We start from the raw sequence: 21887 nt of genomic DNA on the forward strand, positions 1-21887 counted from the left end.
AAAGATCATGCTCAGACAAAGAGACTTAGATCATGGCCAGCCGCAACATCAGCGTCAGCGAGACCAGCCGGCCGAAACTGCCGCGCCATACCAAGCTGAAATTCGACGATACGCGGCAGGTCTGGGTGATCCTGGCGCCGGAGCGCGTGCTGGCGCCGGATGAGATCGCGGTCGAGGTGCTGCAGCTGTGTGACGGCATGCGCAGTGTCGCCGAGATGGTGGACCAGCTCGCCGAAAAATACGCCGCCCCACGCGAGGCGATCGCGACCGACGTGATCGCGATGCTGCAGGATCTGGCCGACAAGGGTTTTCTCACCGAAGCGCGCGAGAGCACAGCATGAGTGACACGCTCGCCGACACCAAGACGACAGCGCCGGGCCCGAGCGCAGCCCCAAGTGATGGGCTCGCCGTGCTGGAGAGCCGCCGTTCGGCGGCCGAGACCTACGGCATCCCGCTCGCGGTGCTGCTCGAGATCACCCACCGCTGCCCGCTGCAATGCCCCTACTGCTCGAACCCGGTCGAGCTCGACCGCGGCTCGACCGAGCTCACCACGGACGAATGGAAGAAGGTGCTGAGCGAGCTTGCCGAGCTCGGCGTGCTGCAGATCCATTTCTCCGGCGGCGAGCCGACCGCGCGCAAGGACATCGTCGAGCTGGTGCAGCACGCGACCGATGTCGGGCTCTATTCCAACCTGATCACCTCGGCCGTGCTGCTGACCAGGGACAAGCTTTCGGCGCTGGCCGACGCCGGCCTCAGCCATGTGCAGATCAGTTTTCAGGGCAACGAGCCCAACGTCGCCGACCGCGTGGCAGGGCTGAAGGACGCGCACAAGAAGAAGCTCGAGGTCGCCAGATGGACGCGCGAGCTCGAATTGCCGCTCACGGTGAATGCGGTGATGCACCGGCAGAACCTGCATCAGCTGACCGACATCATCCAGATGGCGGTCGACCTCGACGCCGACCGGCTCGAGGTCGCCAACGTGCAGTATTACGGCTGGGCGCTGAAGAACCGTGCGGCGCTGATGCCGACGATCGAGCAGATCGAGGAGACCAGCCGCATCGTCGAGGAAGCCCAAATGCGCCTGAAGGGCACGCTCGCGATCGACTATGTGGTGCCGGATTACTACGCGCTGCGGCCGAAGAAATGCATGGGCGGCTGGGGCCGCCAGTTCTTCAACATCTCGCCGGCCGGCAAGGTGCTGCCGTGCCACGCCGCCGAGAGCATCACCGGGCTCGAATTCGAATCGGTGCGCTCGAACCATTCGATCGCCTGGATCTGGCAGAACTCGGAGGCCTTCAACCGCTATCGCGGCACCGGCTGGATGCCGGAGCCGTGCAAGTCTTGCGAATTCCGCGAGGTCGATTACGGCGGCTGCCGCTGCCAGGCCTTTGCGCTGACCGGCGATGCCGGCAACACGGACCCGGCCTGCGCGCTGTCGCCGCGACACGAGGAGATCTTCAAGCAGGCCGAGCAGGAATCCGCCGGCACGCAGAACCGCTTCCTGTATCGTAACTTCGCCGGCGGCACGTTGGAGACGGACGCCCCCCGGAACGAATCCAGGACAAGCGCAATGGCGCCTGACGCCGACGTCGGCAAGGCCGCGAGGCGTGCCGATCCCTTTGCGCCGCTGACGTCGGAATGGCTCGACGTCGGCGATGGCCACGATCTCCATGTCGAGAGCGTCGGGCGCGAGGGTGGCATTCCCGCGGTCTATCTGCATGGCGGCCCCGGTAGCGGCTGCCAGCCCGATCATCGCCGGCTGTTCGATCCCGAGCGCTTTCACGCCGTGCTGTTCGACCAGCGCGGCTGCGGCCGCAGCCGGCCGAAGGGCAGCCGCGACAACAACACGACGCAGCACCTGATCGCGGACATGGAGAAGATCCGCGAGCGGTTCGGCTTCGCGCGCTGGATGGTGGTCGGCGGCTCCTGGGGCGCGACGCTGGCGCTGGCCTATGCGCAGGCCCATCCCGAGCGGGTCAGCGGGCTCGCACTGCGCGCGACGTTTCTCGGCACAGCCGAGGAGCTGGACGACGTTTTCCTGCGCGCCCTGCCGCGCTTCTATCCCGCCCTCCACGAGGACTTCCTCAACTTCCTGCCCGAGAGCGAGCGCGCAGCACCGCTTGCGGCCTGATTATCGCCGCATCCTCGATCCCGACGCCGCCGTGCATGCGCCGACCGCGCGCGCCTGGCACGACACCGAACGCGCGTTGTCGGAGCACACGCCGAAGCAGACGCGGCTCGATCTCAAGGCCTCAGGCGCCCTGCCCTCGACGCCGTTCATGGAGGCGCACTACTTCGCCAACGATTGCTTCATGCGGCCGCGTCAATTGATGGACGAGGCCGGCAGGCTCGCCGGCATTCCCGGCATCCTGGTGCAGGGCCGTTACGATCTGTTGTGCCCGCCCGCAACATCGCACGCGCTCGCCGCGCGCTGGCCGGGCAGCGAGGTCCGCATCATCGATGGCGCCGGCCATATCCTCTACGATCCCGGCATCCGCAACGCCGTGATGAAGGCGATCGCCGACCTCGCGGCCAAGCGCTAGACCGCCGCGGAACACCCTCGACATCAGGAGCCGGTGAAGAGTTCGACCGGCTCCCTTGCTTCCCTCAATGTTTGCACTTGCCGGGAGGGCATGCCGGCGCTGCCCGTGGCGCGGCCGCGGGCCTTGGCGGCGCCGCCATCCGCGGTGGCGGCGCTGCGTGTTGCACCTGCATCGCCGGCCGTGGCGGCGGCGCGGCGCGCGGAGCCGGTGCCGGACGCGGCGGCAAAGCCGCAGCACGAGGTGGCGGAGCAACCGGCCGCGGCGGCGGAGCAGCAGCCCGCACTGGCGGAGCTACGGCACGGACTGGCGGAGCTGCCGCATGCGCCGGCGCGGGCCGGGAGACCGGCGCCGGCGACACTGCCGCGCGCGCGGCTGCCGGGGGCGCGGCCGGGGTCGGCCGTGTCGACATCGCGCGGTTCGCCGGCGACGGCGCCGCCGAGGGCTTGACGTTTGCGGTCGGAGCGGTCGCCGCATGCGGAAGCGGTTGCGCACCTGGCTTGCCGGCGGCCGCGGGTGAGGCGGGCGCGTTTGTCGCCGGCGCGGCACCGGGCTTGGCCGGAGGAGCAGGCTGCGCATTGGCAGGCGCCATGGCAGTCGCCGGCTTGCCCGGCACCACCGCATTCGGCTTTGCGCCAGGTTGCGCGGCGCCGGGTTGTGCGGCTCCCGGCGGCACAGCGCCATGCTGCATGGCATTGGCCGGTGCGGTCGCCGACTGCGGCAGCGGCGGTCCATTTTTCGCGCCCGGCAGGGTATGCGCACCCGGCGTGCCCGGCGCGCCCATCGCATTCGGAGCGGCGGCAGCATTCGGAGTGGCAGCAGCGTTCGGCGCCGCGGCAGCGTTCGGTGCGGCGCGCGGAGCTCCCATCGCCGCGCCCTGCGCGGGCGTCGCGCCTTGCGGAGCGCCCGGCAGATTGGCGCGCTGCATCGCCGCGGCCGGCAGTCGCGGTGCCGCCGTCACCGGCGCGCCGCCCATCGCCGCCGTCACCCCGGCCGCATGGAGCTGCGCCGGCGTCGGGTTGGGATTGTTGATGACCGTGTTGATGACCGTGGTGTTGTGGATGTTGTTGAACACGATGTTGTTCTGCGGCGGCACGACATAGGCCGGTGCGGCGACATAGGCCGGCATCGCCACGAACATCGGCGTCGGCAGCACGTACAGGCCGATCGGCGGCGGCGGTGGCGGCAGCACGACGAAGTCCGGCGGCGGCGGCGGCAGGAAGAACACCGGCGGCGGCGGTGGCGGCGCGAAGGCGAACACCGGATCGCTGTAATACAGCACCGGGCGGTCGACATAGTCGATCTCGTCGGGCGGCGGCGGCGGCACGTCGTAGTCGAGCACCGTGAACTGCGCCGGCGGCTCCAGCGCGGCCGACAGATAGGCGAGCCGGCGCCGGCAGTCGTAGGCATGCGGCCCGCGCGGATAGCGCCGCAGATACGACCAATACGCATCAGTCGAGTCGGCGTTGTAGGTGCGCCGCCAGGTGATCGCCTCGCGCCGCGCCGCCACGATCGCGCGCACGCGCTTGGCCAGCGGATCGTTCGGATAGGCCTGCAGGTAATCCTCGTAGCCCTGCAGCGTGTCGCGCTCCAGCGCCGCGGCGTAGGCATCCTGCGCCGAGAAATGGCGGATCGGCTTGGTGCGCAGCCCGGCATCGACCTGCTGCGGCGGCGCGTCCGGCTTGCGCTCGAAGAACATGAAGGGCGCGTCGACCTTGTGCGCATCCCACGGGATCTCGGCGCCCTTGGTCATCTCGTTGACCCGCAGGCGGACGCGGTCGAACACCTCGGGCAGAGTCAGGCCGCCGGTGCGGATCATTTCCGCCAGTGCTTGCGCGTAAGGCCCGTAGGGCGGCGCACCGTCAGGAGCAACGGTGCCGGGCGCCGAGTTGAAGGCGATCAGCATCTTCGGATCGGGATCGACCAGCGCAAGACCGCCGGCCAGCGGCTGGCCTTCCTTGGCGAAGGGATTGCTGCGCGCCGCATCGAGCACGATCACGCCGGCCTTGATCGGCAGCGCCGAGAGTTGGTGGCTGTAGTCGGAGATGCGGATCGCCTCGACCGGCACGTCGGTGTCGCGGGCAATCTTGGCATCGACCGGCACGAAATAGTTCTCGCCGGTGAGCTGCACGCCGTAACCGGCGAGATAGACGAAGGCGACGGCATTGGGCCCCGCCTCCTGCACCTTCTGGATGAAATCGCGGAACGATTTGCGCAGCGTCTCGCCGTCGAGATCGCGTGCGCCGATCACGTCGAAGCCGGCGGCCTGCAAGGTCTGCGCGATCAGACCGGCGTCGTTCGCGGCGGTCTGCAACGCGCCGGCCTCATAGGCGCCGTTGCCGACGACAAGTGCGAGACGCTTTTCCTGATCCTGCGCATGCACGGGAAGCGAGGCGAGCGACACCAGACCGACGATCAATGCCCACAGAATGCGTGCCATGGTGGTCGTCCCTTTTCTTCTCGAGAGTTGGCGTAACGAATGAAATGCTACCTCTGTGAACCGGTGCTGAACAGCATTGCAGCAATTGTGGCAATCCTTGGTCTGTGGTGACGGGAACCGGCTTCCCTGGTCCGCGCGATCAGGCGATATTGCGCAGATAAAACAGGCAAAAAAGGAGCACTCGATGCCAATCGCCGGACAAGGCATGCTGCTGACCTCGATGGATATCGACAGCTTGCACGAAGCTGAATTCAATCGCTGGTACGACCGTGAGCATCTCGAGGAACGGGTCGCCATCGACGGCTTCCTGGAAGCCCGCCGCTACGTCGCCCATGACGGCAAGCCGAAATATCTCAGCCTCTACTCGACCGCGACCTTCGATGTGCTCGAGAGCCCGGCCTATCGCAAGGCGCTCGCCAACCAGACCGACTGGTCGAAGGCCAATATCGCGCGCTTTCAGAACATGATCCGCGGGGTCGCGCGCATCACGATCAGCCGCGGCGTCGGCAGAGGTGCAGCGCTCGGCATCATCCGCCTGCGCCCGCCCGCCGAAGGCGCGGACAAACTCCGCGCTGCATTGCGGGAGCAACTCGATCCAGCCTCGCGCGACGGCATCATCTCGATGCACCTCCTGGAGAACGACCCTGACCTGTCGAAACCGCTCACGCCGGATGCGGAGAAACCCGATCCTGGCGCCGGCGACTGGTTCGTGCTGATCGACGCCACCGACGTCGGCGCGATCCCCGCAGCGGCCGCAGGCATCACCGGCAATGCAGCCTTGAAGCCGCTCGTGGTCACCAGCGGCGCCTACAGGCTGTTGTGGGATATCGCGAAGAGCGACCTTCCGCGCGAGTAAGCCTGATCCGGAAGCGTGCGAAGCGCTTTCCCGAAAAACATCTTCTCAAGCAAATGCGGCGGTGCAGATCATGCTGCACCGCCACATAACGCAATCGAGATTAACGCTACACGCGCATCAGCCGCGCGAAAGCTGATGATCGGACAATTTAGCCTTTGCCTTCTCTGGAACGGCTCTAATAAGATAAGCCTATGATCCAATTCAAAAACCAGAACAACGCCACGTGAGCGTTCGTCGTCAACGATAAGGCCGCGCGGGTCTGGCATTTTCGCGCGGGTCAAAGGTAGGAATGAAACCGACTGATATCTCGGCGCCTGATTACTTCCACAAAGTAGTCGATTGCCAATGGGCCTGTCCCGCACACACCCCTGTTCCCGAGTACATCCGGTTGATTGCTGAGGGGCGTTACAGCGACGCCTACATGATCAATTGGAAGTCCAACGTGTTCCCCGGCATTCTCGGGCGCACCTGCGACCGTCCATGCGAGCCGGCATGCCGCCGCGGCCGGGTCGAGGACAATCCGGTCGCGATCTGCCGCCTGAAGCGCGTTGCCGCCGACTTCAAGGACGACATCAAGCATCGCCTGCCGAGGCCCGGGCCGAAGAACGGCAAGCGCATCGCGCTGGTCGGCGGCGGCCCTGCCTCGCTCACCGTGGCGCGCGATCTCGCGCCGCTCGGCTATCACTGCACCGTGTTCGACGGCGATCCCAAGGCCGGCGGCATGATGCGCAGCCAGATTCCGAAATTCCGCCTGCCCGACAGCGTGATCGACGAGGAGACCGACTACATCCTGAACCTCGGTGTCGAGTTCAGGGGTGGTCAGCGCGTCGACAGCCTGAAGCAGCTGCTCGCCGAGAATTATGATGCGATCTTCGTCGGCAGCGGCGCGCCGCGCGGCCGCGAGCTCGACATCCCCGGCCGCAAGGAGGGCGCCGCCAACATCCATATCGGCATCGAGTGGCTGGCCAACGTGTCGTTCGGTCACGTCGACAAGATCGGCCGCCGCGTCATCGTGCTCGGCGGCGGCAACACCGCGATGGATTGCTGCCGCACCGCGCGCCGCCTTGGCGGCGAAAGCGTCAAGGTGATCGTCCGCTCCGGATTCGAGGAAATGAAGGCCTCGCCGTGGGAGAAGGAAGACGCGCTTCACGAGGACATCCCGATCCTGAACTACATGGTGCCGGTGGCGTTCGAGCATGTGGCCGGCAAGCTGATCGGCGTCACCTTCCAGAAGGTGAAGGCGGAGTACGACGCCACGGGCCGCCGCAATCTGGTGCCCTCGGGCGAGCCTGACGAGACCGTGCCCTGCGACGATGTGCTCGTTGCGGTCGGCCAGGAGAACGCGTTCCCTGGATCGAAGCCGATTGCGGCATCGAATTCGACAAGTGGCACATGCCGAAGGTCGATCCCAAGACGTTCGTCTCGACCAATCCGAAGGTGTTCTTCGGCGGCGATGCGGCGTTCGGGCCGAAGAACATCATCTGGGCGGTGGCGCATGGCCACGACGCCGCGCTCTCCATCCACCGCATGCTGTCCGGCGAGGACATCAACGAGCGCCCGCTGCCCGAGGTGCACGTCTCCTCGCAGAAGATGGGCATCCACGAGTGGAGCTACGACAACGACATCTCCGCCGACAAGCGCTTCAAGGTGCCGCATCGCGACAAGGTGGTCGCGCTGAAGGACATCCGCGCCGAGGTCGAGCTCGGTTACGACCTCAAGCTCGCGCTCGGCGAGGCGCAGCGCTGCCTGAATTGCGACGTGCAGACGGTGTTTTCCGCGCCGCTCTGCATCGAATGCGACGCCTGCGTCGACATCTGTCCGATGGACTGCATCAGCTTCACCGAGAACGGTGAGGAGGATGATTTGCGGCAGCGGCTGAAAGCGCCCTCGCCGCATCACGACCAGGCGCTCTACGTCTCCGGCGACCTCAAGACCGGCCGCGTCATGGTGAAGGACGAAGACGTCTGCCTGCATTGCGGGCTGTGTGCCGAGCGCTGCCCGACCGGCGCCTGGGACATGCAGAAGTACCTCATCGATATGGTTCAAGCGGGATCAACATGTCAGTCCAAAGCCCGATCAGCAGCGTAAACGACTTCGTCGTCCGCTTCGCCAACGTCAACGGTTCGGGCTCGGCTTCCGCCAACGAACTGTTCGCGCGCTCGATTCTGCGCCACGGCGTGCCGGTCTCGCCACGCAACATCTTCCCGTCCAACATCCAGGGCTTGCCGACCTGGTATGAGGTGCGCGTCACCGAGGACGGCCATCTCGGCGCCCGCGGCGGCGTCGACTTGATGGTGGCGATGAACCCGCAGACCTGGGACAAGGACGTCGCCTCGATCGAGCCCGGCGGCTATCTGTTCTACGATTCGACCAAGCCGATGCCGTCGTCGAAATTCCGCGAGGACATCACCGTCATCGGCGTGCCGCTGACCGCGATCACCAACTCGACCTACACCGATCCCAGGCAGCGCCAGCTGTTCAAGAACATCATCTATCTCGGCGCGCTCTGCGCCCTGCTCGACCTCGATCCCAAGCTGGTCGAGCAGCTGATCGGCGAGCAGTACAAGGGCAAGGAGAAGCTGCTCTCCTCGAACGTCCATGCGCTGCATCTCGGCCGCGACTGGGCGCTGCAGAACCTGAAATGCCCGGTCGGGCTGCGGGTGAAGAAGTCCGACAAGGTCGGCGACCGCATCTTCGTCGAAGGCAACAGCGCGGCCGCGCTCGGCGCCGTCTATGGCGGTGCCACCGTGTGCGCGTGGTATCCGATCACGCCGTCATCGTCGGTGGCGGAAGCCTTCACCAGCCACTGCAAGAAGTACCGCCACGATCCCGAGACCGGCAAGGCGAAATACGCGATCGTGCAGGGCGAGGACGAACTCGCCTCGATCGGCATCGTGATCGGCGCCTCCTGGAACGGCGCACGGGCCTTCACCGCGACCTCGGGTCCGGGCATCTCGCTGATGACCGAGTTCATCGGCCTGTCCTATTTCGCCGAGATCCCGGCCGTGATCATGAACATCCAGCGCGCCGGCCCCTCGACGGGCATGCCGACCCGTACCCAGCAATGCGACGTGATCGCCTGCGCCTATGCCTCGCACGGCGATACCAAGCACGTGCTGCTGTTCCCTGAAGATCCGGCGGAGGCGTTCGAGTTCGCCGCGGCCGCCTTTGACCTCGCCGAACGGCTGCAGACCACGATCTTCCTGATGCTCGATCTCGACATCGGCATGAACCACCGGCTGTGCCGGCCGCTGAAATGGGACGACGCCAAGCAATATGACCGCGGCAAGGTGATGACCGCGGAGATGCTCGAGGAAGGCCGCGACTTCGGCCGCTATCTCGACGTCGACGGCGACGGCATCCCCTATCGCACCTATCCCGGCACGCATCCGACCAAGGGTTCCTACTTCACCCGCGGCACCTCGCGCGACCGCTACGCGCGCTATTCCGAGGAAGGCGCGGTCTACGCCGACAACATGCAGCGCCTGGTGCGCAAGTTCGAGACCGCGCAGGACATGGTGCCGCGGCCGCTGCAGGCCAATGCGGCCAAGCCCACCAAATACGGCGTGATCTATTTCGGCTCGACCTCGCCCGCGATGGACGAGGCGATCGGGATCCTGGAGGCGCGCGGCCATCAGCTCGACCGCATGCGCATCCGCGCCTTCCCGTTCCACTCCAGCGTCGCGAGCTTCATCGCCGACCACGACTTCGTCTACGTGGTCGAACAGAACCGCGACGCCCAGCTTCGCCAGCTGATCGTCAACGAGAACGGCATCGACCCCGTCAGGCTGGTGCCGATCCTGCACTATGACGGCACACCGATCACCGCGCGCTTCATCGCGGGCGCGATCGGCGACCACCAGGATCATCTCAAGGTGACCCCTCTCCGCAAGGCCGTGACATGACCTACATTGCAAAGCCGAAGTTTCATCATCCCGGCCTGAAGAAGAACGAGCTGGGCTATACCCACCGCGACTACGAGGGGAAGATCTCGACGCTGTGCGCCGGCTGCGGCCACGATTCGATCACCGCCTCGATCATCGAGGCCTGCTACGAGCTCTCGATCGAGCCGCACCGGGTCGCGAAGATTTCCGGCATCGGCTGCTCGTCGAAGACGCCGGACTATTTCCTCGGCAATTCGCACGGCTTCAACTCGGTGCACGGCCGCATGCCGTCGGTGCTGACCGGCGCCAACCTCGCCAACCGCGACCTGATCTATCTCGGCGTCTCCGGCGACGGCGATTCCGCCTCGATCGGCTTCGGCCAGTTCGCGCATTCGATCCGGCGCGCCGTCAACATGACCTATATCGTCGAGAACAACGGCGTGTATGGCCTGACCAAGGGCCAGTTCTCGGCCACCGCCGACCGCGGCTCGAAGTCCAAGAAGGGTGTCGTCAATACCGACAATGCGATCGACCTGGTCGCGATCGCGCTGCAGCTCGGGGCCACCTTCGTGGCGCGCAGCTTCTCCGGCGACAAGACGCAATTGGTTCCCTTGATTGCCGCCGCGATCCGCCACAAGGGAGCGTCCTTCATCGACGTGATCAGCCCCTGCATCGCCTTCAACAACCACGCCGGCTCGACCAAGAGTTTTGACTATGTCCGCGAGCACAATGACGCGGTGAACCGCCTCGACGTGCTGGTCGGCCGCGATCCCATCAGCGTCGACTATGCGCCGGGCACCGTGCAGGTGGTCGAGCAGCATGACGGCTCCAGGCTCGCACTGCGCAAGCTCGACGCCGACTACGATCCGCATGATCGCCTGGGCGCCATGACCTTCCTGCAGAAGCACGCGGCCAAGGGCCAGATCGTCACCGGCCTGCTCTATGTCGATCCGGATGCCGAGGATCTGCACACCCATCTCGACACCGTCGAGGCGCCGCTCAACACGCTCGACGAACAAGCGCTGTGCCCGGGCTCGGCCGTGCTGGACAAGATCAACGCCAGCCTGCGCTGAGCAGTGGCAGCACACTCCGGTGTCGTCCCTGCTCCCGTGCGCAATTGCGCACTGGGCAGGGACGACAGCGGAGTTGGTGACGGCTACTTGTCGCTCAAGACGTCGCCGAACAGCGCCCAGGACTTGCCGTCGAACCGCGCCATCTGGATTTGCCGGATCGGCGTCACATTGTCGGGCTCGGTCTGCACCTTGATGCCGGGCAACAGCATCGGCAGCTCGAGCGCCTTCAGATTGGTCGCCTGCTTGATGATGTTGGCACGGCTGTAGTCGCCGTTGCAGTTCTTCAGCACCGCCGTCATGACCTGCGCCACCGTGTAGCCCTGCACGTTGAAGAGGTCGCCCGGGCTCGCATTCGGCTGGTACTTCTTCATCCAGTCCGCAAACTCCTTCTGCGCGGGATCGTCGGTCCAGCGCGGATCGGTCGGATCCTTCAGATAGAGGCCGGTCACGACGCCGATGACGTTCTCGAGGCCGGCCGGTTCAAGCACCGCGGAGACCGAGTTCGAGACGGTCGGCAGGATGGTCAGCGGCTTCCAGCCCATGCTCGCCGCCTTGCGCAGCGCCTGGGCCGCGAATTTCGGCGTCGCCTCCGCGAAGAAGACGTCCGCGCCGGACTCGCGCATCGTCACCATCTGGGAATCGATGGTGGGATCGGTCGTAAGATACGTGGTCTCGGCGACGATCTGGCCGACATGCTCGCCGAGCCCGTCCTTGAAACCCCTCAGATAGTCCTTGCCGGCGTCCTCGTTGGGCGTGATGACGGCGATCTTCGCATCCGGCTTGGTCTTCAGGACGTATTTTGCATAGAGCCGGCCTTCGAGCTCGTAGGTCGGATTGAAACCGACCGTCCACGGGAATTGCTTTGGATCGTTCCAGCGCGTCGCGCCGGAGGACACGAACAGCTGCGGCACGCGCTTGATGTTGAGGTACTTCTGCACCGAGATGTTCGGCGCGGTGCCGACCGCGCTGAAGACCGCGAGCACCTCGTCCTGCTCGACGAGCTTGCGGGTCTGCTCGACGGTCTTCGACGGCGAATAGGCGTCGTCGAGGCTCTCGAAGTCGATCTTGCGGCCGTTGATGCCGCCCTGATCGTTGAGCATCTGGAAATATGCGGCTTCGGCACGCGCGATCGTGCCGTAGGCCGACGCCGGGCCGCTATAGGGCGCGGTGTTTCCTATTTTGATCGCGGTATCGGCTGCCACGGACGGCGAGATCAACGAGGCCGTGAGCGCGGTGAAGGCGAGAAAGCCCGCCAGGCGGGAGCGAGTTGACAAGAGCATATCCTTTTCTTGGTTTTCTTGACGCGGCGCACATTATCCATCGCGTCCGCGCAGGCAATCACCAAGAACGTCTCGCGAGATTTCCGCATGCCGGCAATCGCGCTCGCGCATAGAACGCCATGCGCTTTCAAAGTCGGAATGTTGCCGGGATGTTCATGATGTGAGCCTTCGATAGACATGAAGGTTCACCGAGCAAGACTTCGCATTCCGCGCGGCGGTGTGCGCCGCGCTCATGTCAGCGAGAGCGTGATCCTCAGGCCGCGACCGCAGCCGCGCGCGGGCTGACGACGTATTCCTTCAGCACCTTGTCGGTGCCGTCGATTTCGGTCAGCGCGACGTCGTAGGACCACAGATCGGCGAGGTGCTGCAGCACGCGCCGCGCGTCGGTCTCGTTGAGTTGCGCGCCCTTCACGGTGGTGTGGCGCAGCATCAGGCGGCGATCGCCGTCGAGATCGACATCCACGACCTCGATATTGGCGTCGACGAAGCCGACGTCGTATTGCCGTGCCAGCTCGCGGCGGACCCGGCGGTAGCCGCGCTCGTCGTGGATCGCGTCGACCTTGATCCCCTGGCTTTCCGCGGGGTCGTCGTGCAAATGGAACATGCGGAAGCGCCGGATCAGCGCCGGGCTGAGGAACTGGTTGATGAAGCTCTCGTCGCGGTAGTTGCTCCAGATCTCGCGCAGCACGCCCTCGACGTCGCCCTTGCCGGCGATGTCGGGGAACCACTCGCGGTCCTCGTCCTCCGGATTTTTCACGATCCGCTCGATGTCCTGCATCATGGCGAAGCCGAGCGCGTAGGGATTGAAGCCGGAATAGCGGCGGTCGTCGAATTCGGGCTGGAACACCACATTGGTGTGCGACTGCAGGAATTCGAGGAAATTGCCGTCGGTGAGCCGGCCCTGCTGATGCAGCCGGCTCATGATGCGGTAGTGGACGTAGGTCGCGGTGCCCTCGTTCATCACCTTGGTCTGGCCCTGCGGGTAGAAATACTGCGCGATGTGGCGGACGATGCGGATCAGTTCGCGCTGCCAGGGTGCAAGGCGCGGAGCGGTCTTCTCGAGGAAATAGAGGATGTTCTCCTGCGGCAAGCCGAGCAGCGCGCGGCGGCGCTCGGCCGTGAGCGTAGCCTTGCTCTTGGCCTTGGTGTTCGGCACCGTCCGCCACAAATCGTTGAACACGCTTTCCTCGTGCTGCCGGCGCTCGCCGGCACGCTTCTCCTCGGCACGCAAATCGAGCGTCTTCTTTCCGGGATAGCGGTCGACGCCATGCGACATCAGCGCATGCGCGGCATCGAGCGTCCGCTCCACCGTCTCGCGGCCATGGCGGTCCTCGCAGACCGCGATGTAGCCCTTGGCGAATTCCAGATAGTCGAGAATGCCGTCGGCGTCGGTCCACTGCTTGAACAGATAGTTGTTCTTGAAGAAGTGATTGTGCCCGAACGCCGCGTGCGCGATCACCAGCGTCTGCATCGTCGCCGTGTTCTCCTCCATCAGATAGGAGATGCACGGTGAGGAATTGATCACGATCTCATAGGCGAGGCCCATCAGGCCCTTGCGATAGGACGCTTCCTGGAACGCGAATTGCTTGCCGAATGACCAGTGCTTGTAGAACAGCGGCATGCCGACCGAGGAATAGGCGTCGAGCATCTGCTCGGCGGTGATCACCTCGATCTGGTTGGGATAGACGTCGAGCCCGAGCTCGGTGCGCGCGATTTTCTCGCAGGCGTCGTGGACCCGCTGCAAGGTCTGGAAATCCCAATCGGCGCCCTCGAACAGCCGTTCCCCGGAAGAACCCATCACGCTACACCCTTTCCTGCTTGCTGCGGCGCTTGAACAGGTCCTGGAACACCGGGAAGATCTCGCCGCGCTCGCTCACCTTGCGCATCGACAGCGGCGCGCCCTCGTTGCGCAGACGCTCATAGAGCGTCCAGAGCGAGGAGTCCGGCATGTCGAAAGTGTAGTTGGCGGCTTCGCCGACCTCGAGATAGGCGAAGAACTGGCAGACCGGCAGGATCTTGTCGGTCAGGAGGTGACCGGTCAGCGCGCTGTCCGAGGTCATGTTGTCGCCGTCCGAGGCCTGGGCGGCGTAGATGTTCCAGTCGGCCGGACGGAAGCGGGTGCGGACGATGTCGTTCATCGCGACCAGCGCGCTCGACACCAGCGTGCCGCCGGAAGCCGGGCCATGGAAGAAGGTGTCCTCGTCGACCTCCTCGGCGCGGTCGGTGTGGCGGATGAACACGATCTCGACGTGCTTGTAGCGCCGCTTCAGGAACACGTAGAGCAGCATATAGAACCGCTTCGCCAGATCCTTCATGTGCTCGGACATCGAGCCCGATACGTCCATCAGGCAGAACATCACGGCCTGCGCCACCGGCTTCGGCACCGTCTCGAAGCGGCGGTAGCGGATGTCGATCGGATCAATAAAGGGAATCCGCTTGGCCTTGGCCTTCAGCGCTTCGAGCAGCGCCAGCAGCTCGCGGCGCCGCGCATCGTCATCGCATTCCGCAAGCTCCGCCTCGAGCGCCTCGATGTCGTCCTTGCGCGGCCGGCGCAGTGCCACGCGCCGCGCCAGCGCCCGGCTCACCGTGCGGCTGATCGAGATGTTGGCGGGCGAGCCGGAGGTCGCATAGCCGGCGCGCTGAATGCCTTCGCTTTCGGTTTCCGCGAGCTTGCGCTTGGCAAGATCGGGCAGTTCGAGATCGTCGAGGAAGAGATCGACGAATTCGTCGCGGCTGAGCACGAAGCGGAAGGCGTCCTCGCTGTCGCCCTCGCCTGCGCCGGAGCCCTTGGCGCCGCTTTGGTTCGGGCGCTGCAGCCAGTCGCCCTCGACGAACTTCTTGTTGCCGGGCAGCACCATGTCACGCGTGCCGCCCTCGCGCCGGAACCGCGGCTCATCCATGCCGTCCAGCGGGATTGTCACTTCGCCGCCTTCCAGGACATCCTTGATGTCCCGGTCCTGTGACGACTTCTTGACGGCCCCCTGCACCAGCGCCTTGGCGCGCCGCAGGAAGCGCTGGCGGTTCTCCAGGCTCTTGCTACCCGGATTCAACCGCCGATCGACGATATGCATGACCACGTTGCATCTGCCTCACCGGATGCGATCATGACAGTCGCATCGCATTTTATTGGACAGGACGAGACGAAACGGAAAGCCGGTGCCGGCTTTCCCGATCGCGCATTAGCCGGCCTGCTTCACCCGCATGTACCACTCGACGAGCCGGCGGACCTGGCGCTCGGTATAGCCGCGCTCCACCATCCGCTCGACGAACTCGCCGTGCTTCTTCTCGGTCTCGCCGTCCTTCTTGGAGCCGAACGAGATGACCGGAAGCAGATCCTCGACCTGCGAGAATATCCGCTTCTCGATCACGTCGCGAACCTTTTCGTAGGAGGTCCAGCTCGGGTTCTTGCCGCCGTTATGGGCCCGCGAGCGCAGCGAGAACTTGACGACCTCGTTGCGGAAGTCCTTCGGGTTGGCGATGCCGGCCGGCTTCTCGATCTTGGTCAGCTCCTGGTTCAGGAGCTCGCGGTTCATCAGCTGGCCGGTGTCGGGATCCTTGAAGTCCTGATCCTCGATCCAGGCGTCGGCGTAGTCGACATAGCGGTCGAACAGGTTCTGGCCGTAGTCGGCGTAGGATTCCAGATAGGCCTTCTGGATCTCGTTGCCGATGAACTCGGCATACCGCGGCGCCAGGTCGGCCTTGATGAATTCGAGATAGCGCTTCTCGGTCTCATCAGGCAGCTGCTCGCGGCGGATCGCCTGCTCCAGCACATACATCAGGTGCACCGCATCGGCGCCGACTTCGGTGGTGTCATGGTTGAAGGTCGAGGCGAGCACCTTGAAGGCAAAGCGGGTGGAGACGCCGTCCATGCCCTCGTCGACGCCGGCCGCGTCCTTGTACTCCTGAACGCTGCGCGCCTTCGGATCGGATTCCTTGAGGCTCTCGCCGTCATAGACCCGCATCTTGCCAAACAGCGTCGAGTTCTCGTGCTTGCGCAGCCGCGACATCACCGAGAAGCGCGCCATCGTCTCCAGCGTCGCCGGAGCGCAAGGTGCTGCGGCAAGCTCGGAGCCCTGGATCAGCTTCTCGTAGATCTTCTGCTCCTCGGTGACCCGCAGGACGTACGGGACCTTGATGACGCAGATGCGGTCGATGAAGGCCTCGTTGTTCTTGTTGGTCTTGAAGCTCTGCCACTCCGCCTCGTTGGAGTGCGCGAGGATGATGCCGGTGAACGGAATCGCGCCGATGTTCTCGGTGCCGATGTAGTTACCCTCCTGCGTCGCGGTCAGCAGCGGGTGCAGCATCTTGATCGGTGCCTTGAACATTTCGACGAACTCGAGCACGCCCTGGTTGGCGCGGTTGAGGCCGCCGGAATAGCTGTAGGCGTCGGGATCGTTCTGGGCGTAGGTCTCGAGCTTGCGGATGTCGACCTTGCCGACCAGCGAGGAGATGTCCTGGTTGTTCTCGTCACCGGGCTCGGTCTTGGCAACCGCGATCTGGCGCAGCCTTGAAGGCTGGATGCGCGCGACGCGGAATTGCGAGATGTCGCCACCGAAGGCTTCGAGCCGCTTGTAGGCCCAGGGCGACATCAGCCCGCTCAGCCGGCGGCGCGGAATGCCGTACTTCTCCTCGATCATCGGGCCAAGCGTCTCGGGATCAAACAGCCCAAGCGGGCTCTCGAACACCGGCGACAGTTCGTCGCCCGCCTTCAGCACGTAGATCGGATGAATCTCCATCAGCGCCTTGATGCGCTCGGCGAGCGATGACTTGCCGCCGCCGACCGGCCCGAGCAGATAGAGGATCTGCTTGCGCTCTTCGAGGCCCTGCGCGGCGTGACGGAAGAAGCCGACGAGGCGCTCGATCGTGTCCTCCATTCCGTAGAAGCCGGCGAAGGCCGGATACGACCTGATCGTACGGTTCAAAAAGATACGGCCAAGGCGTGGGTCCTTGGCCGTGTCGATCATCTGGGGCTCACCGATTGCCGCCAATAACCGCTCGGCCGCATTTGCATATCGCATCGGATCACTTCGACACGACTCCAAATACTCGGCCATCGACATGTCGGTCTGGCTTCGCGCTTCAAACGACCTTGCGAAGGCGTTGAACAAAAATCGTTGTACATGATCCCTCTCTCCACGATATGTATCGCCGCACGACTGACACGAGTCGTAACAAGAGCGTCCTAGGATCGAATCAGCGTCGGCACGCTGAGTCCATTGGACACTCGACCGACTCAGTTCGGCAATGCACGGCGCGTGCAGCCTCTGCCTTATCAACAGGCAGGAAGCTTAATGGTTCATCAATATCCCCTTGTTTTTGGTGGCTGTAACCCCCTCGCCACATCCGTGGTTTACCGGGGCCCAGGCCTCCGAAGCGGACATCCGAGCGGGCAACTTCCCGTCCGGCGATGGACGTTGGGCTTCCCTGAAAAAGTGTGACCGTTCAGCCGTGGCGTCAAGATGCACGCGTCACAAACTCTCATGAACAAACGTTCAGCCGCGGTTGAACGTGCCTCCTTGTCGCCGCGACTAAGGCAACGAGCCCGCGCAGTTCCGCGCGGCACCATTGCCGCGCTTTAAAGATGACACCTTGGAGGCGCTGGCTATTCCCGAGCCGGTCATGAAGCAGGCGCTCCTTGTTGTCGCACTCGCAGCCGCCGCCTGGACCGGCGCGCCGTTAGCCGTTCAGGCGCAGGAAGGCGTCGACAAGGCCGCGGCGGCCGCCTTCGACAACAGGATGTTCGCGGGCCCGCCCGGCGCGAAAGCCTATGCCTGCTTCGTGCGGCGCTACGATGCAAATCATCTGGCGCAGCATCCGAAGCAGAAGGTCAGCGCGATGAAGCTGCTGGTGTCAGCGGAAGACGCTCCGGAGGACAAGGCCACCAACTATTCATTCCGGCTCGGCGTCGCGTACCGCCACCGCCCTGGCAATTTCAACTCCAGCGGCTACTGCAATCATGCCATCGCGGCCGAATCCGGCCACGAAATACGCTTCGAATGCGGCGTGGATTGCGAGGGCGGCGGTATCACCGTGGCGTTGTCCAAGGGCAATAAATCCGCGATTGCGCGCCTTGGCCGCATCATGGTGTGGAATCGCAACAAGCCCGACGACGATGCGGGCGAAGCGCTGTTCGCCGGCGCCGACGACAAGATCTTTCGCGTCGATCGCGCGGACTTGGGCGAATGCGCCGAACTTGTGACCGACCGCAAGGAACTCGCTGCGCTCCGCCACAAATGATAGGTTTGCCCAAAGGGACAACACTGGATCAACAATAATTGCGCGAGAGACGCCATGCGCCGACGCAGCATCCTCTGGGGCACGCTTTCAGCGATCGGCGCCGTCTTGGCAGCGTCCCAGGCCGGCGCCGCCACCGAAGCACCGCCGCAAAAGCTGAAGGTGGTCTATCACCTCGATGACCTCGACAAGGTCAATTTCGTGATCGGCAACATCCAGAACCATCTCGACGGCGTCGGCGGCCCCGGCAATGTGACGATTGCGCTGGTGGTGCACGGCCGGGCGCTGAAGGCGTTTCATGCAGCAGCCGCCAATCCCGAGCTGTCAAAACATGTCGCGCGGTTCACCAAGGATGGGATCGAGTTCGCCGCCTGCGGCAACACCATGAAATCGCAGAACATCGGCCTCGCCGACTTGCTCCCCGGCTTCGTTGCCGCCGAGCGCGGCGGGGTGGTCCGCCTCGCCGAGCTGCAATCCCAAGGTTACCTCTACCTGCGCCCCTGACGCGCGGTCCTGCGCCGCAACACGTCATAAAAATGTGCTGAGATGGGGGTCTGCTCGCACCTGCGTCCGAGCGGATCGAACTGTTGTGAATGGCGTTATCCCTTGGAAATGCTGATATTCCGCCCGGGGCTCCCGCCATGTTGACAATCCCCCTCCGCCCCCGAAAGCTGCCCGGGAACCCAAAAATCGACCCTCGATCGAACGAGAACAGGCACCCATGAACCCCGTCAAAGCACTCGAAAATCACCGTCAGGCCGTCTGGCTGGACTTCCTCGCCCGCGGCTTCGTCGCCGACGGCGACCTGAAGCGGCTGATCGAGACCGACGGCGTCAAAGGCGTGACGTCCAACCCCTCGATCTTCGAGAAGGCGATCGGCAGCTCGGATGAATATGACGGGGCGATCGGCAAGGCCCTCAAGAACGGCGACCGCTCGGTCGCCGACCTGTTCGAGCACCTCGCGGTCGAGGACATCCAGCACGCCGCCGACGTGCTGCGCCCGGTCTACGACCAGAGCCACGGCGGCGACGGCTTCGTCAGCCTCGAGGTGTCGCCCTATCTCGCGATGGACACCAAGGGCACGATCGCGGAAGCCGAACGGCTCTGGAAGGACGTCCACCGCAAGAACCTGATGGTCAAGGTGCCGGCGACGCCCGAGGGCCTGCCGGCGATCGAGTACCTGATCGGCGAAGGCATCAGCATCAACATCACGCTGCTGTTCTCGCAGAAGGTCTATCGCCAGGTCGCCGAGGCCTATCTCAAGGGCCTGGAGGAATACGTCGGCAAGGGCGGCGATCCCTCCCATGTCGCGAGCGTCGCGAGCTTCTTCGTCAGCCGCATCGACACGGCCGTCGACAAGCAGCTCGACGAGAAGATCGCCAAGGCCAACGATCCGCACGAAAAGGAGCGGCTCGCGGCCTTGAAGGGCAAGGTCGCGATCGCCAATGCCAAGCTCGCCTATCAGGACTACAAGCGGCTGTTCGCAGGCAGCCGCTGGGACAAGCTGGCGGCCAAGGGCGCCAAGCCGCAGCGGCTGTTGTGGGCGTCGACCGGAACCAAGAACAAGGACTATAGCGACGTGCTCTATGTCGAGGAGCTGATCGGCCCCGACACCGTCAACACCGTGCCGCCGGCGACGCTCGACGCCTTTCGCGACCACGGCAAGGTCCGCGACAGCCTCGAGGAGAATGTCGAGGACGCCCGCCACGTGCTGGAGGAGTTGGAGAAGTCCGGCATCTCGCTCGATGCGATCACCGAGGAACTGGTCAAGGACGGCGTCAAGCTGTTCGCCGACGCGGCCGACAAGCTCTACGGCGCGGTCGCCCACAAGCGCGCCACCTCGCTCGGTGGCGGGATCGACCGCCAGAAGCTCACGCTCGGCGCCACCATCGAGAAGGCGGTCGAGAAGAGCACCGAGGAATGGCGTGCCTCCGCCCGGATCCGAAGGCTCTGGCACAAGGACAAATCGGTCTGGACCGGCGACGACGAGGACAAATGGCTGGGCTGGCTCACCAGCGCGGCCGCCGCTGATGTCGCCGACTACGAGGACTTCGCCCGGCGCGTGAAGGGGCAGAACTTCACCGATGCCGTCGTGCTCGGCATGGGCGGGTCGAGCCTCGGGCCGGAGGTCCTGGCCCAGACCTTCCCGCACCGGTCCGGTTTCCCGCGGCTGCACGTGCTCGATTCCACCGATCCGGCGCAGGTGCGCGCGATGGAGGAGTATGTCGACATCGCAAGGACGCTGTTCATCGTCTCCTCCAAATCCGGCGGCACCACCGAGCCGAACGTGATGAAGGACTATTTCTTCGATCGGGTGGCGAAGGCGATCGGCAAGGACAAGGCCGGCCACCGCTTCATCGCGGTGACCGATCCGGGCTCATCGCTGCAGAAGGTCGCGATCAAGCAGGGCTTTGCCCGCATCTTCTACGGCGACCCCGCGATCGGCGGCCGCTATTCCGTGCTGTCGCCGTTCGGTCTGGTGCCGGCGGCCGCTGCCGGTATCGACGTCCGCAGCCTGCTCGGCCATACGCTCGCGATGGTGCGCTCCTGCGGTGCCGACGTGCCGCCGCAGGAGAACCCGGGCGTGCAGCTCGGGCTCGCGATGGGCATCGCGGGGCTCGAAGGCCGCGACAAGGTGACGATCTTCGCCTCGCCGGACGTTGCCGATTTCGGCGCCTGGGCCGAGCAGCTGATCGCGGAATCGACCGGCAAGGACGGCAAGGGCCTGATCCCGATCGAGGGCGAGACGATTGGCGACGCCGCGGTCTACGGCAACGACCGGTTCTTCATCGATCTGCGCACCGATGGCGAGAACGATGCAGCGCATGAGGCCAAGCTCGCGGCGCTCGAGGCCGCCGGCCATCCCGTGGTTCGGATCGTGATGAAGTCGATCGACCATATCGGTCAGGAGTTCTTCCGCTTCGAGATCGCGACCGCGGTCGCCGGGTCGATCCTCGGCATCAACCCGTTCAACCAGCCCGACGTCGAAGCCGCCAAGATCAAGACCCGCGAACTGACGGCAGCGTTCGAGAAGACCGGGTCGCTGCCGGCCGAGGAGCCGGTGGTGTCGGCCGACGGGGTCGATCTCTACACCGACGCGCAGAACGCCGAGGAGCTGCGCAAGGCCGGTGCGAACGGCGATCTCGACTCCTGGATCAAGGCGCACCTCTCGCGCTCCGGCCGCGGCGACTATGTCGCCCTGCTCGCCTATATCGAGCGCGATGGCGACACCATCGACGCCATGCAGGCGATGCGGCTGAAGGTACGCGACGCAAGACACCTTGCGACCTGTGCCGAGTTCGGTCCCCGCTTCCTGCATTCGACCGGGCAGGCCTACAAGGGCGGCCCCGACAGCGGCGTGTTCCTGCAGGTCACGACCGACGATACAGCGGACCTGCCGGTGCCCGGCCAGAAGGCGAGCTTCGGCGTGATCAAGGCGGCGCAGGCGCGCGGCGATTTCGACGTGCTCACCGAGCGCGGCCGGCGGGCGCTGCGCGTGCATCTCAAGGGCGATCTCAGCTCCGGGCTCGCGGCGCTCGATGCCGCGATCTCGGCTGCACTGAACTGACGGAGGCGAGGG

The 21887-nt window shown here is 64.9% G+C and carries 12 protein-coding genes and 3 pseudogenes; 10 read left to right on the top strand and 5 right to left on the bottom strand.

The window, feature by feature from the left end; genetic code table 11:
• The first annotated feature begins 32 nt into the window (after nt 1–32).
• The 3 genes and pseudogenes from pqqD (at nt 33) to pip (ending at nt 2543) form a co-directional block, all read left to right on the top strand.
• On the top strand, nt 33–341 hold the full coding sequence (gene pqqD / locus ACSKB9_RS12960; protein ID WP_438073557.1) for a pyrroloquinoline quinone biosynthesis peptide chaperone PqqD: 309 nt from the start codon (nt 33–35) through the stop codon (nt 339–341).
• A pseudogene (pqqE, locus tag ACSKB9_RS12965) lies at nt 338–1537 on the top strand (pyrroloquinoline quinone biosynthesis protein PqqE); the annotation flags it as partial. The gene pqqD and the pseudogene pqqE, both read left to right, overlap by 4 nt.
• A gap of 33 nt (nt 1538–1570) precedes the next feature.
• A pseudogene (gene pip, locus ACSKB9_RS12970) lies at nt 1571–2543 on the top strand (prolyl aminopeptidase).
• A gap of 64 nt (nt 2544–2607) precedes the next feature.
• Here pip and ACSKB9_RS12975 read toward each other — a convergent pair.
• Nucleotides 2608–4980 (bottom strand): caspase family protein, encoded by a 2373-nt coding sequence (locus ACSKB9_RS12975; protein WP_438073559.1) that lies wholly within the window; start codon nt 4978–4980, stop codon nt 2608–2610.
• Between the two features lie 184 nt (nt 4981–5164).
• On the opposite strand from ACSKB9_RS12975, the gene ACSKB9_RS12980 reads away from it, so the two are divergent.
• The 4 genes and pseudogenes from ACSKB9_RS12980 (at nt 5165) to ACSKB9_RS12995 (ending at nt 10793) form a co-directional block, all read left to right on the top strand.
• On the top strand, nt 5165–5836 hold the full coding sequence (locus ACSKB9_RS12980) for a DUF4286 family protein (RefSeq protein ID WP_057014895.1): 672 nt from the start codon (nt 5165–5167) through the stop codon (nt 5834–5836).
• 289 nt (nt 5837–6125) lie between these two features.
• A pseudogene (locus ACSKB9_RS12985) lies at nt 6126–7924 on the top strand (FAD-dependent oxidoreductase).
• Nucleotides 7894–9741: a 2-oxoacid:acceptor oxidoreductase subunit alpha gene (locus tag ACSKB9_RS12990; protein WP_176937027.1), complete on the top strand. Its 1848-nt coding sequence runs from the start codon at nt 7894–7896 to the stop codon at nt 9739–9741. Before ACSKB9_RS12985 ends, ACSKB9_RS12990 begins: the two are co-directional and overlap by 31 nt.
• The gene (locus ACSKB9_RS12995) at nt 9738–10793 is read left to right on the top strand and encodes a 2-oxoacid:ferredoxin oxidoreductase subunit beta (RefSeq protein ID WP_438073562.1); all 1056 of its coding nucleotides are present in this window, start codon (nt 9738–9740) and stop codon (nt 10791–10793) included. Before ACSKB9_RS12990 ends, ACSKB9_RS12995 begins: the two co-directional genes overlap by 4 nt.
• 83 nt (nt 10794–10876) lie before the next feature.
• On the opposite strand, the gene ACSKB9_RS13000 is transcribed toward ACSKB9_RS12995, so the two are convergent.
• The 4 genes from ACSKB9_RS13000 to ACSKB9_RS13015 form a co-directional block, all read right to left on the bottom strand.
• Nucleotides 10877–12067: an ABC transporter substrate-binding protein gene (locus ACSKB9_RS13000; RefSeq protein WP_438073563.1), complete on the bottom strand. Its 1191-nt coding sequence runs from the start codon at nt 12065–12067 to the stop codon at nt 10877–10879.
• A 259-nt stretch (nt 12068–12326) separates the two neighbouring features.
• Nucleotides 12327–13871, bottom strand: a complete 1545-nt coding sequence (locus tag ACSKB9_RS13005) for a SpoVR family protein (RefSeq protein WP_057014891.1) — start codon at nt 13869–13871, stop codon at nt 12327–12329.
• Nucleotides 13872–13875: 4 nt separating this feature from the next.
• Nucleotides 13876–15144, bottom strand: a complete 1269-nt coding sequence (locus ACSKB9_RS13010; RefSeq protein WP_076823957.1) for a YeaH/YhbH family protein — start codon at nt 15142–15144, stop codon at nt 13876–13878.
• Between the two features lie 108 nt (nt 15145–15252).
• On the bottom strand, nt 15253–17181 hold the full coding sequence (locus tag ACSKB9_RS13015; RefSeq protein ID WP_438073565.1) for a PrkA family serine protein kinase: 1929 nt from the start codon (nt 17179–17181) through the stop codon (nt 15253–15255).
• Between the two features lie 511 nt (nt 17182–17692).
• On the opposite strand from ACSKB9_RS13015, the gene ACSKB9_RS13020 reads away from it, so the two are divergent.
• The 3 genes from ACSKB9_RS13020 to ACSKB9_RS13030 all read left to right on the top strand — a co-directional run bounded on the left by ACSKB9_RS13020 (nt 17693) and on the right by ACSKB9_RS13030 (nt 21875).
• The gene (locus ACSKB9_RS13020; RefSeq protein ID WP_438073567.1) at nt 17693–18310 is read left to right on the top strand and encodes a hypothetical protein; all 618 of its coding nucleotides are present in this window, start codon (nt 17693–17695) and stop codon (nt 18308–18310) included.
• 54 nt (nt 18311–18364) lie between these two features.
• On the top strand, nt 18365–18811 hold the full coding sequence (locus tag ACSKB9_RS13025; protein WP_316393642.1) for a DsrE family protein: 447 nt from the start codon (nt 18365–18367) through the stop codon (nt 18809–18811).
• 217 nt (nt 18812–19028) lie between these two features.
• Nucleotides 19029–21875 (top strand): bifunctional transaldolase/phosoglucose isomerase, encoded by a 2847-nt coding sequence (locus ACSKB9_RS13030; RefSeq protein ID WP_438073569.1) that lies wholly within the window; start codon nt 19029–19031, stop codon nt 21873–21875.
• The last annotated feature ends 12 nt before the right edge of the window (nt 21876–21887 follow it).

This window comes from Bradyrhizobium sp. BR 1433 (assembly GCF_051547665.1).
Lineage (GTDB): Bacteria > Pseudomonadota > Alphaproteobacteria > Rhizobiales > Xanthobacteraceae > Bradyrhizobium > Bradyrhizobium australafricanum.